Annotated in this window: 4 protein-coding genes and 1 other RNA gene; 2 read left to right on the top strand and 3 right to left on the bottom strand. The window is 46.7% G+C overall.

Features of this window, described 5'->3' with window-relative positions:
• Positions 1-383: 383 nt before the first annotated feature.
• Positions 384-4,877, top strand: coding sequence for a T9SS type A sorting domain-containing protein (locus GC130_RS23815; RefSeq protein ID WP_193217978.1), 4,494 nt, complete (start codon positions 384-386; stop codon positions 4,875-4,877).
• Positions 4,878-4,932: 55 nt separating this feature from the next.
• Here GC130_RS23815 and GC130_RS23810 read toward each other — a convergent pair whose 3' ends face one another.
• The 3 genes from GC130_RS23810 to GC130_RS23800 form a co-directional block, all read right to left on the bottom strand.
• Positions 4,933-7,758, bottom strand: a complete 2,826-nt coding sequence (locus tag GC130_RS23810; RefSeq protein WP_152000872.1) for a carboxypeptidase-like regulatory domain-containing protein — start codon at positions 7,756-7,758, stop codon at positions 4,933-4,935.
• A gap of 31 nt (positions 7,759-7,789) precedes the next feature.
• Positions 7,790-10,585 carry a TonB-dependent receptor gene (locus GC130_RS23805; protein ID WP_193217977.1) on the bottom strand — a complete coding sequence of 932 codons (2,796 nt, stop codon included), beginning with the start codon at positions 10,583-10,585 and terminating at the stop codon, positions 7,790-7,792.
• Between the two features lie 143 nt (positions 10,586-10,728).
• The gene (locus GC130_RS23800) at positions 10,729-13,116 is read right to left on the bottom strand and encodes an alpha-amylase family protein (protein WP_152000870.1); all 2,388 of its coding nucleotides are present in this window, start codon (positions 13,114-13,116) and stop codon (positions 10,729-10,731) included.
• 94 nt (positions 13,117-13,210) lie between these two features.
• On the opposite strand from GC130_RS23800, the gene ssrA reads away from it, so the two are divergent.
• Positions 13,211-13,615, top strand: a transfer-messenger RNA (tmRNA) gene (gene ssrA / locus GC130_RS23795).
• Positions 13,616-13,646: the final 31 nt, after the last annotated feature.

Below are 13,646 nucleotides of genomic sequence, written 5' to 3'. Positions count from 1 at the left end.
ATCTTTGTTGGAAACCCCATATCTAAATATCTAGTCATATAACTAGATATAAAAATCACAAAAAATAAACTCAAAATCAAAATATTGAGCTTATTTATTGCTTATCTAGTAAAAGGCCAAAGTCGAGAAGGCCGCTTACAGCGGCCTTTTTTTGTTTCATAGCACACCGACAGCCTTTGAAGCCGTATTCCTTTGGTAGCAGTTATTTCGAGTCAAAAAGATAGATTTCTATGCTTTTTTGCTGTTGAATATTTTTTTATCCAATTGTCAGTCCTATTTTTCATACCTTATCAATATCCATATTTGTCGCAATCTATCGACTGTAGCAAGAAATGGATGGCACTGATAACTCACAACGCTTAAATGTAGATAAAATAATTGCGATGCATAAAAGAAAAATACTGTGTTGTCTGGCAATGGGTCTTTGCCTGTCTTTGATTTGGACGACTGACACATATGCTCAAAAGATCTCAGCGGGCGCTAACCATGCCTTGTTGATAAAGAAAGACGGAAGCCTTTGGACTTGGGGCAGCAATGCCAACGGTCAGCTTGGTACTGACTCGAACGACGATGAATCCACCCCAACAAGGATTGGCAGTGATAACAACTGGTTCGAGATTGAAGCAGGCGAATCACATTCCCTGGCTATCAAAACGAACGGCACAATGTGGGCTTGGGGCAAGAACGAATTTGGCCGACTGGGGGATGGAACTACCGACGATAACCTTACTCCAACTCAAGTTGGGGCAGACTCAAATTGGAAGGCGATAAGTGCAGGCAAAGAGCATTCGCTTGCTATCAAGGCGGATGGCACATTGTGGGCATGGGGTAGAAATGAATTTGGCCAACTGGGTGATGGAAGCCTGGATGATAAATCCGAACCCATTCAAGTAGGTGCCGATACTGACTGGGCAAGTGTAAGCGCTGGGTACTATCATTCAGCCGCCATAAAAACCGATGGTACGTTATGGATTTGGGGAGATAACCGACACAACTTCCTTGGTGATGAGGCAACTGTTAACTGTACAGAACCGTCGATTTCAAACCCAACAGGGGATTATGTAATTAACTTTGAGGACGATTACGGTGATGGCTGGAATGGCGCTTCTATAAAAGTCATAATAGACGGAAACGAATCTCTTTACACGCTGGATGATGGCTTTGAAGGATCGGAGGTAGTTTCAATGCCTAATGGTGCAGTTAGCCTCTCGTTCGAGTTTGTTTCTGGTGACTGGGATTCCGAAATAACCTTCACAATAGTAAACCCCGCTGGTTCAACTATTTCTTCGGAAGGCCTGGAACCTTTGCCGGGCCCTATTACGCTTTATCTATGTGCGGAAGGGAAGGTGGGAAAAAGGAAGTCACCCATTAGAGTTAACGGAGACACCAACTGGTCGCTTGTGACCACAGGCAATTCAAACACCATGGCAATTAAGTCAGATGGTACTTTATGGGCCTGGGGTGCTAATTCGACTGGTCAACTTGGAGACGGTTCGACAAACGATTTGTTGACACCTTTCCAGGTAGGATCAGACGATAACTGGAAAGCCGTCGTGGAAGGGGATGATCATACATTAGCCACTAAAAGCAATGGTACTTTGTGGGCAGTCGGCGGGAATATCAACGGCCAACTAGGAGTTGGAACGTCAAACTCAGTTTTAAATCTTGTTCAAGTCGGCTCCGAAACATCATGGACAACAATTTCGGCCGGTTATTGGCATTCGTTGGGAGTAAAGAATGATGGAACTGTATTGGCCTGGGGAACAAATCGTAATGGTGAAGCCGGTGAGGGGACAGGCAGCTTGCAAATAGTGCCAGGGAAAACAAACGACGAGTTGAATTGGACAAAAGTATATGCAGGTACTTCTACTTCGTTGGGCGTAAAAACAGATGGAACTATATGGGGCTGGGGGAGTAATTCGTTAGGCCAATTTGGTACTGGGTTATTAAATTATGAATCTGTTCCAGTTCAGGTATCTGAAGGGGAAAGCTGGGAGTCAATTAGCATTAGAAGAAGTCACGTGTTGGCATTGAAGTCGGATGGGACTCTATGGTCTTGGGGGTGGAATTCAAACGGTCAGTTGGGTGATGGTACAACAACTAATAGATCCTTGCCCGTCCAAGTCGGAACAGATGTTGATTGGAAAAGTGTTTTTGCTGGGCATTACTCGTCATTTGCAATCAAAGACGACGGGTCACTTTGGGCGTGGGGTAATAACCCCTATGGTGGCCTGGGGGATGGAACTACTATCTATAAAACTAGTCCGACACAGGTCGGTTCGGATACTGACTGGGCTTTTGTAAGCGAAGGAAGGTATCACACAATAGCGCTAAAGGAAGATGGTACCCTTTGGTCTTGGGGCTTCAACGACTACGGCCAACTGGGAGACGGAACCAATACTAGTACCAACACCCCTGCCCAAGTTGGGACTGATAGCGACTGGTCAATAGTTCGATGTGGGTTTTACAATTCATTTGGGGTAAAAATTGATGGAACATTATGGGCCTGGGGCTACAACTTTGCCGGTCAGTTAGGGGATGGAACAACCGAAGATAGATCAAGTCCAGTGCAAATTGGCACTGATAGTGATTGGACAAATATTGAGCCAGGCTTTTATCACAATACCGCATTAAAGAACGATGGTACGTTGTGGGCCTGGGGTGAAAATGGCGGTGCAATAGGCGATGGCACGACGACTGATAGAAGCTCTCCTACCCAAGTAGGTGATGCGACCGATTGGGTAGAAACTGTTGCCGGAAATGGTTATTCAATGGCAATTAAGTCAGATGGAACTCTTTGGGCTTGGGGCGGAAATTTGAGCGGCCAATTGGGAAATGGTGCAGCATTTAAAAAATCTCCCCAACAAGTCAAAACAGTGATGGATCTTCAACTTTCCGCCAATGAAATTCCTGAAGCCCACACAAATGGCACAGAAGTGGGTGTGCTTTCTATCATAAATGAAAGTGGTGAGTACATGCCAACGTTGTCTCTTGCAGCAGGGGTAGGAAGCGCTGACAACGCAAGTTTTACCATTTCCGGAAGTAGTCTTGTGACTGCCACAATGCTCGATTTACAGGCCAAGCCGGTTTACTCTGTCAGAATTCAGGCAACCGATGAGTATGGTAATACCTTTGCCAAGGCCTTCACAATTAACAGGGTGAATAGTGCACCAACGGCGTTGGCGCTTGATGGTACCGAAATCGCAGAAAACCTGCCAGAAAACACCAAGGTAGGCCTCCTTTCTTCGACAGACTCTGATGAAGGAGATACTCATACATATACACTGGTTGCAGGCGAAGGAAGCACTGACAATGCCAGCTTCGTTATTCAAGGAAATGAGCTACAAACAGCAGCGGTGCTTGACTTCGAAGCAAAAGCCAGCCTCAGCGTAAGAATTCAGACAAGGGATGAAGTTGGGGCTGTGGTCAGCGATGCTTTCGTTATTACTATCATCGATGCCAACGATGCACCTACGGCCATTTCACTTAGCGCCAGTGAATTTACTGAGAACCTCCCTATTGGCAGTGAGTTGGCTACATTGAGCGTCAACGATCAGGATGAAACCGACAACCATACTTACACCCTGGTTACTGGTGAAGGTGACACCGACAACGCTAGTTTTACCATTAGTGGCGACAAACTGTTGGCCAGTACAGTACTTGATTTTGAAACGAAGTCTGCCTATACAATCAGAGTGCAAAGCGAGGATAGCGACGGCAAGAGCTTCAGCCAGGCTTTTGCACTGACTATTATCAATGCTAGTGACCTCCCATCAGACATCCTTCTTTCTGCCAGCGAGATTACCGAACAGATAGTTGGGGGATTCCAGATTGGTCTTCTAAGCACGACTGATCAGGATGAAGGCGATACACACACGTATGAATTAGTCACTGGCGACGGTAGCACCGACAATTCCTTGTTTAGCATTGCTGACAACAAGCTGCTAACGAATGAAGCAATAGCCGATAACAAAAAGGAAGCCTATTCTGTCAGAATTCAATCAAAGGATGCCTCAGAAGGAGTATTTAGCAAAGCGTTTTCTATTTCTACGGCTAACCTGAAAAGTGAACAGACCATTACTTTTGATCTACCTTCCAGCGTATACCCCGACCAGTCACCTCTCATGCTTTCTGCAACTGCCTCGTCGGGTTTGCCTGTCAGCTTTGAACTAGTTAGTGGATCGGCAAGCTTTGATGGAAACCAGCTAACCTTTACTGGCCCAGGAGAACTGTCAGTTAAGGCTCTTCAGGCAGGCGATGCCACTAATCTGCCAGCCAGTATCAGTAAAACGCTGTTGGTAAAACCATTTCTGTCAATTACACTCATGGTCAATAAAGCCGAAGGAGTGGTGCTCGAGACAGGAACCGCAACCCTATTAACAACTGAGGGTGCAGTAGCTGGTGAGGAATCCATCAGCGAGGGCTCTTTAGAAATTGGTGGATTGAAGGAAGGAAATTATGTACTGCAAGTTAGCCCACTCCAGTCAGAAGCAAGTTTGTTCTCTATCACTTATTATCCGTCGGCGCTCACTTTTGAAGAGGCAGAGACCATTAATCTTACCGAGGATATTTCGCTGACTATGACGATGGTGGGAAAGGAAGAAGTAGTGCAGGGACTGGAAGCAGAGTTCAGTTCATTGCAAATGTATCCAAACCCTGTAAGTGACCAATTAACAATCTCGCTCAACTCTGAGAGAATCCAAATGCTTCAATACATTGAAGTTTATTCCATGAGCGGACAGCAAATCATAGAGATTTCGTTTGAGAAGGCACAAACTCAGTTGCACCTCAATTTGAATAAACTGCAATCAGGAGTTTACTTTTTGAAGTTGGAGTTTACAGACGGCATTAGTGTTGGCAGGTTCGTGAAGCAGTGAGCGGCAGGCCAATTGAGGCACCAAGAAGAGAAGCCGATCAATTTCGGCTTCTCTTTTATTTTTCAATCGTCAAATACCTCACCTCCCTCACCGGCGTATTGTCCTCTGTCATGCCTTCCACTACAATTCTGTAAACTGTAGGTGTGTCGGCGGCATAAAAGGAAAACTCGGCTTTACCTGTTTCACTATCGGTGGTGAGGGAAGGATTCCAATAAATGGTCGAGCGGGTGTCAGGCTCGTTATGACTTTCCTTTGGTTGAGAATAGTCTGGTGCTTTGAATTTCCGGGCTGGGGCGTAGCCTTTTATCGTGTACAGGCTGAAGCCGTCTTTATTGAAAATGGTGGGTGTTTCGTCTGCCTTTCTTTCCGTGCGCTTTGTTTCAATCATGATCACGCCGCCGGATCCTGTCATGCCAAAAATGGTTGCGCCGTAAGTGTACACATTGATGCTTTTGATCATGTCAACTGTCAGCGACTCCAGGTATTGCCATGGCGTTTCTCCGTAGATTCCACCATATCTCGATCCATCAATGATAACAAGAGGCGGTGCTGCCTTGATGCCCCAATTGTGCCGTTGGAAGCTAGTTCGCCCAGTGCCATTTCTTCCAAGGAATTCAAATACGGTGAGTTGGGGATTTTTTTCAAAATCTTTTTCCGTAAAAGTCTTGTCGCCAGCGCCGTAGCCGTATTGACTTTCCGACATCGGTTCAATAGGTGTGTCCTCTACCACTATCTCCTGCAACAGCGTGTACTCATCTTCATCTGGCAAAACGAAAATGCGTTGAGGTATCGCAGTTTCTTTTATGTTCAGGTGCATCACAGGCAGAGAGTCTGGTGCCCTAAGCGGGACTTTTTCATCGATTGTTACCGAGCCGAAAGGACGTCCCTTGGCATCTATTACCCCGAAGGCCACCTGAGCGCTATCTTCAAACTGCAGCCCGCTGGCCCAAAACCTCCCGGCGCTGTCTGTTTCAACAATGCCATAGTCCTCATACTCTCCCTGCACAATGGTAACCGATGCCTGCTCCGGTAGTTTCTTTTTGTTTCTGAATTCTCCGCTTACACTAATGCCATATTCTATTTGATAGTCGGGTGGGCTTTTGGGCTGAGCGCTGGAGGCCTGATAGGTCCATTCATATGCGTCTTCCAGGGTAGTGGAGGACGGCACTGAAGCCACGTGCAAGGTGTCAGTTACGGCAACAGACAAATTCGCCATCAATGGGACTCCATCAGAATCGGTGACAACAGCTTGTACAGCGATTTTTTCTCTTGGTTTGTAAACCACCTTCTCCGTGTTTAAAGAGACCATTATATCTGGGTTCTTTATTCTTGAAGGTCTTGCTTCAGTGTTTTGCACCTGTTCGTAAAGGTTGAGCACAGGGATTGATCGATAAAAAATGTCCTTATCATCAAAATTGCGCATCCAGTTCGTGTAGGATCGAAGGGTGTACTGGCTGGGAGTCAGATTACCGGGGAGTTGTAGTTGTCCATGACTAACTCCATCCTTGATCGGCAAGGCACTGCTTTGAATGATGGCTTTGTCTGAGTTCAACAGGTCGACGTAAACGACTCTGCTCAAAGTGTCGGTCATAAGGGGGTTTTGAAAAAGCATCTGGGTTTTGAACCAGATGGTTTCCCCCGGATAATAGTAAGGTTTATCAGTTTGAACATACGGGCGTTCCCGCAGGGCATTGTATTTAATGCCCCTGACGGCAATCTCAGAAGGCTCGGGGTCGAATGAAGTATAACTTTTATCGGGGGTGAAATTGTAAGGTAACATTCGGGCCACCCGGTCTCTGGCCATATAGCCCGCAATTATCAACTCACTCGGGTCATACGGCGCACCTTTGATGCTTACTGCAACCGTCGAGTCTTTGAAAGTGAGCCAGCTTACCGGATAGTAGGCATCGGCATAGACAAGGTTGGGCCATATTTTTTTGAAATAATGAACTTCCAGAGGGGGTTGTGACCGAACCTTATAGTCTCCTATTCGGTCTCCGGGCTTTAGCATTTTGGACCTCGAAATGGTGTCGAGCATAAACTCCTTATCAACTTCCAGCCGCTTTGTTCTTACATGATGCTTGCCCTCTGGTTTCACAGTGTAAACCTCGAATCCTTCATGCTTTAACCGGTCGTTGATAAGTGCTTTGAACATGTGCCTCACCGAGCCGAGGTATACCTCTTGCCTGTTAGTATCCCATGTCTTCGACATAGCTTCGGTGGAATCCATTTCTATAAATTGTATGGGACCCTCATAGTTAAAACCACTTCTCGTTTGCTGAAAACCCTCCAGGTGATAGATGATTTTGTAGCCCAGGCCGGTGTTTTCAATTTCGAGTGGTAGATAGCAGGTAGCGGCGAGGTACCTCTGCCCACCTTTGAGTTTGCCCTCGTCAAAATCCAGCACCCATGGATTTAGTATTTTTGTTTGCGAAGACAAAGGGTCGTTGTAGGAGCCAATAAAAACCTCTTCGAACCTTTTTAACTGCCTCTCCCACTTCTTGTCTCTTTTTGACTTGAGTTCTACTTCATTGAGTTGCTTTTCAAGAGGTTCGAGCGCAAAGGATATTTTTACATGTTGATTGCCGCTAACCATTACCTTCTCGTAACTGGTGACGTAGCCAACAAAGGAAGCAACTACTTCAATGTATCCCGGGCCAGGAATGGGGATGCTGAACTTTCCTTCACCATTACTGACGGCACCGCTTGTGGTGTTGTTGATAAACACATTGGCAAAAGGAAGGGGTTTATTGGTGGATTTGTCATACACAGTGCCGTATAAGACGAAGCTCTGGGCAACAGAATTTAATGACAGGAGGAGCCCGAAAAGCAGAAGTGGTGCTATTTTCGATAGGTGTTTCAAAAGTAATGACGGCACCATTTTTTAATATTTTGAAGGATATTTTGTGCCATTATTTGCTGACTTGTAAGTACCTCACTTCCCTCACCGGCGTATTATCCTCCGTCATTCCTTCCACTACAATCCGGTAAACCGTTGGAGAGTCGGCGGCATAAAAAGAAAATCCGGCTTTACCTGTTTCACTGTCTGTTGTGAGTGCAGGGTTCCAGTAAATGGTGGTGCGGGTGTCAGGCTCGCTATGGCTTTCCTTTCGCTGAGAATAATTGGGTGCTCTGAATTCCTGTGCTGGAGTGTAACCTTTTATCGTGTAAAGACTGAAGCCGTCTTTGTTGAAGATGGTGGGTTTTTCATTCTGTTTTCTTTCTCCTCCAAGGTTAGTTTCTACCATAATAACTCCGTCAAACCCAGCCATACCAAAGACTCCGGCGTTGTAGGTGTAGACTGTGACGCTTTTAATATCAGCGGGATTGAGCCGGTCTAAATAATCAACTCCGGTATTGCCTGGCTCCGGAGGTGCCTGTTCCTGAAATCGCTGACCATCGATAATGACCAACGGCGTAGGATAATAGTTTCCTCTGGCTGTTCCATAGTTTTTCCGATACATGCCATTTCTATTAAAACCAGGCATGCCTCTTTCAATAATAGACATCACTCCCTGCCCGGAAGATCTCTGAATATCCTCCTGGGTAAAAGTTTTATCGCCAGGGCCAAAGCCATAGTTCCTTTCTGACAGAGGTTCAATCTTGGAGCTTTCTACCACCACTTCATTGAGCAATGTATAGTCGACATCGTTGGGGAGAGAAAAGATGGGCTGCGGCAGCTCCTGTTCTTTAACAGTCAGGTTGAGGTTGGTAAGCTGTGCTTTTACTTCTGGTACAGCTTGCTTTGCCAGCACCACCGATCCGTATGGTCTGCCCTTTTCATTGATCGCAGCCATCGCCATGGCTGAGCTGTCGTTGAATTGCAAGCCACTTGCCCAAAACTTGCCGGTCGAGTCGGCTGCTACCACCCCATAGTCTTCGTATTCGCCTTGCACGATGGTAATATTGGCGGCTTCAGGTTCTCCTTTTTTGTTGAGAAACTGTCCACTCACACTGACGCCATATTCGATTTGATGTTGCGGTTGGGTAAAGTAGGGGGTAGGTCGTCCGTTGAGCACCCAGTTATAGGCTTGCTGTAGCGTTGGGCTTGTTGGGACCGAGGCTACCCGAAGTGTGTCAGTAATCGACACAGTCAGATTGGAGGAGATAGCCCCTCCGTCAGCGTCCATTACGCTCAGAGACACTTGCACTTTGTCGCGGGGTCGGTAACGGTCTTTGTCAGTGCTGATGGTGATCAGTAAATCAGGATCGGTCATGTTAGCGCCGAGCACCGTTGTATTTTCTACCGTCTCGTAAAGATTAATTATTGGCAATGGCTGGTAAGTGATGTCGCTCGAAGGGAAGTTCTGCATCCATCGTGTGTAGGCCCTTAGGTTGTAATCGCCGGCTTGTATATATGACGGAAGAGCTAGTTGTCCGGTGACTTTACCATTCTCAATCGGAAATACCTCCGTTTTTACTATCTGGCGGAATGGGTTGATCACATCAACATAAAGCACCCGGCTCAGGGTGTCGGCCATCAGGGCGTTCTGGTACAGCATTTGGCCACTGAACCAAATAGTTTCGCCAGGGTAATAGTACGGCTTGTCCGTAATCAGATGGGGTTTCTCACGAAGGCTATTCTGCTTGTATTGCTGCTGGGCGATCATGATTTCCTCCGTCGAACTAAATGCCGACACTGTGTCGCCCGGGGTGTAATTGTGAGGGAGCAAATGAGCTACCCTGGCCCTGGCCATGTGCCCCGAGATGACAATATCTGAGGGATCGAGAGGCACGCCTTTACTCGTCACCTCGGTGGAGCCCCCCTTAAGGGTGATCCAGCTAATGGGATGGTAAACGTCGTGATAATAGGTGTTTGGCCACGACATGCCAGTGTAGTGCACCTCCAAACGTTTGGAAGAAACGATCTTGAACTCGCCAATTTGCTGTCCTGGCCTGATGGCCCTGTCCAAAGAGAAAGCCTCAATGGAATTGCCTCTTTCGTAGTCGAAACTATTGGTTCGGATATATGTAAGCCCGAAACTTTTTGATTGATAAATATCAAAATGTTGTGCGCTGAGGTCGTTTCTTATCATCGACTTGAAGAGATGCCGCAATGAAGACTGATAGGCTTTTTGCCTGTTGTCCACCCATTTTTTTGACAGGTCTTCGAAGAGGGTGTCCATCTCAATAAACTGTACCGGGCCTTGATACAAGGTACCGTTTCGGGTTTGGCTAAACACATTCAAATGATAAATCAGCTTGTAACCCAGGGCCAGGTTTTCAACTTCCAAAGGCTGGTTGAAGGTGGCGGAAAAATAGCGCATCCCATTGCTGGTTTTTCCTTCTTCGAAGTCAATGGCCCAGGGGTTCAGAATTTTGGTTTTATTTACCAGTGGGTCGTATCTGCTGCCGATAAATACTTCTTCAAACCTTTCCAGTTGTTTTTCCCACTTTCTATCCCTTCTCGAAGTAAGCTCTACCTCGTCGAGCTGTTTTTCCTGAGGAGTCAGGGAGAAGTCCTTCTGTAGTGGCTCTCCTTCTTTGAGGTCAATCGATACCGCCTTGGTAATATAGCCAACGAAGGAAGCAGCCAAAGTCATTTTGCCAGGGCTGACTCCTTTCAAAACGTACTTGCCGTCGGCGTCGGTTACTGTGCCTATGGTAGTGTTGTCGACAAATACATTCGCAAAGGGGAGGGGGCTTCCGGTGGCACTGTCAATCACCACGCCCGTGATACTTTGAGCTGGTGAAATGAAGAAATTCAACAATAAATATAAAACCAGAATTAATTCTTTTGTCCGGTACAAAGCAGGTGTTGTCAAGTTCTATTCGTCGGTTGATAAACAGAGAATGAATATAAGCGAATTAAATTCAGCTAACTAAAATAAATATGCTGAAATAAGTTACGTCATATGCCCATTTTCACAAATAGGCTGAAATAATCCTCCAGTTTTTCAACAGCCACTTCGACTTTGCCATTCCTTACTTCCACTTTGCATTCTCCCTGCGATTTCATCACCTCGAATTTTTTCAAAGAACTTCCGGGGAGGTTGAGAACAACTTTAATTTCATTTACAGGCACCAGTCGCCTGACCGGCCTACCCTGGCCGGAAGTAGTGTTTACTAGCGAGAGTATATACTCACCTTCCGTTTTGGCCGACTTTGTGAGCCCCAGATGAACACTCTCAGGGGCATTTGTGGTCACTGGCAGGTTCGCTTCTCCGGCAAGGTATTGAATGCCCCTCAGTATAAGGTTGCTCATGTCGGGGTGCCCCATGGCGTGGGTAACCTGGTCTGGTTGGTTAGCAAAATAGATCACCTTTCCTTTTTGATAGTCATGCTCCAGAACAGTGGGGAGTTCTTTTGCCCACTCATTCGTCCAGGCCTTTTCCGGGGGCTGGTTGTGCACCAAAGGGGTATATGTGCAAATTTTCTTAGCACTTGGTTCCGCCTCGCACAAAAGGGTAAACCCAGCGTTGATAAGCAGTTCAGTTTTACCACTATCGGGACTTACTATCGGGTGACTGGGGTCGTTAATGTATTGATAGCAGTCTTTTCTTGTGTTCACTTTCTTCCCGGTAAAATGGCAACCAAAAGCATCCGCTAGCCCGAAGTCTTTTTTTGGTAATCCATCCTCGCTGTAAAGGCTGGTTTCGTACGTAGCCAGAAGCTTTCCGCCTCCGGCTACAAAGTTTTGAAGGAGTGCTACTTCATTTTCGGAAAGACATTTGACGTCGGGCATGATAATGGCCTTGTACTTTTTCAGTCGGTCAGTGCTTATCTGGTCGTCCGGAATAAAATGATAGGGGATGTGATTTTCTGCCAGCACCCTTTCTATTCCCTTGATGGCTTCATCGAAGCTGTCTCCTTCTGGTGGCTTGTTTCTGTAAAATAGCCTTGTGGGCCTGGAGTAGTAAATGCCCACATTGGCCACCGGCACCTGATGAGCAAGCAAATGCTCGTACTTTTTTATAAAGCTGTAAGTGTCCTGGTGGTTGTAGGCGTTCCTTCTGTCGTGTGTGGCGTCGGGGTACTGGCCGGTGAAACTACAGTTCCAAAACCTGCCTCCGGCTGACAATCCCTCCCAAAGCCAGATTTTCAAATCCTGTGGAGGATCCATCACATAGCGGTGCGCCGTGCCATTGCCACCGTATAGAATCACAGCCTCTTTTTCCGGTGCCATTGATTTAAGGAACCTGACGATGGTATTGGCATAGTTCAGGTCTTCGTAATGAATGTGCTCCGAATTTTCCGTGAGAAAAGCCACGCTCACAAGGTAATCAAAATGCTCCCTGGCGTTGTAGAGGTCAATCCCGGAGTCGACCTTCCCGCCCGACTCAAACATGCTGAAAACTTCAGCCGAATAGGCCTTTTCTTTTCCAAAAGCCTTTACCGTTTCTTTCATTCGTCGCATGTGTTGGTCGGCCACCTCTGATTTCCAAACCATATATTGTTTCAAATCTTCGTCTGAGGCAGTAGCATAAACCGGCAGATCGGCTCCTGTCTTTGCCTTGTATGCCGCCTTGCAGCGGGAGCAATGGCAGATGCCACCCACGCCAATGCTGTTGTGCCAAATGCCGTCAATATCATATTCCCCGACGATGTATTTGATGAACTTTTCGGCATGTTCATTCCGGTGGTAGCTGGTGTAGCAGGAGGCATAAAGCTGAGGCTTTGTGTAGCCAAGCTGTATAGGTTTGCCTGTTTCCTCATAGCTGAACCAGTCGGGAAATTGCCGGAATATCTTTTCCTCTACTCCACGAAAGTCGACACGACCTATCACTTTGATTCCTGCACTATGACAGGCATTTGTGATGTCTCTCAGGATGTCGTTCTTACCCATGAACGTGTTAATGTTGGCAGCGGGCAGTGGGTTCTGGAAGAAATCGACGATGCCACCGGCGTTTACCACCAGGGTGTTGCAGTCAGTTTTGAGCATATAGTCCACCACTGCCTGCGCATTGTAGTTGGTGGCATCAGGCTCACGGAGCACCGTTTGCAGCATTCGAAGAGGCCTTTGGTACCACATGGGCTCATCGGCCAATTCACTTTGTGCTGTAACGGTTTTTGGAGAGGCATAGCCAACAAGTGGTGTAAGGGCTACGCCTCCTGTTATAATAGCGCCCTGCTGAAGAAAATTTCTTCGGTTGATGTTTTTGTGCGGCATGGTGTTGTTTGTATTTCCCAGAGAATAGTCAGCAAATATTTGTTCAGTATCAAGCAAAAAGGGATGGCAGGTGTGCGGCACGCAGGAGTGGGAGACAACGCCCAGGCCATTTAAATTGGCGAAAAGCAATTGTGTTTCGTTATCAAAAACAATTAGAGGCGCTGGCGTATAGCGAACTTTTAATACGCTATATTTGTACCCTTATTTGCAAAATATGAATTCCGGGGCCGACTGGTTTTGACAGTAAGGACGGATTTTGTGCTTGCGTGCCGGGTGATGAGTGTACATCCGTGAGCAATTCACTCAAACAACAATTGGCGAATCTAATTACGCCATGGCTGCTTAATCTTAACTTAACGTTGAGGTAAAGGCTTAAAGGGTTGAGTCTCTAGCGAGATTCCCCAGCCACATCCACCAGTGCCTCGTTCTTCCGGTGCTGATTTTGGGTGTCGACATGGTTGAACTAGTGGGTGCGAGGCTACTAAGCACCTGCGAAATTAAGTGGCTAAGCTGTGCGTTGGTATGTTGCCTACCGGCAAGCAGTCGAAAATTCAATCGGTAACTATGCATGTAGACGGTACATTTTTCCCTTATCTGGACGAGGGTTCGACTCCCTCCGGCTCCACTGTAGAAATGTTTGTTTTTGGGCTTTTGGGCCT

Origin of the sequence: Imperialibacter sp. EC-SDR9 (assembly GCF_902498805.1) — a bacterium.
Lineage (GTDB): Bacteria > Bacteroidota > Bacteroidia > Cytophagales > Cyclobacteriaceae > Imperialibacter.
The sequence above is the reverse complement of the archived record's forward strand: the minus strand, read 5'-3'. Positions and strand labels throughout refer to the sequence as shown.

What these genes read in the sequence shown, in the direction of transcription:
- GC130_RS23815 (WP_193217978.1), top strand. Translation starts at nt 384, where the DNA reads ATGCATAAAAGAAAAATACTGTGTTGTCTGGCAATGGGTCTTTGCCTG.
- GC130_RS23810 (WP_152000872.1), bottom strand. Translation starts at nt 7,758, where the DNA reads ATGGTGCCGTCATTACTTTTGAAACACCTATCGAAAATAGCACCACTT.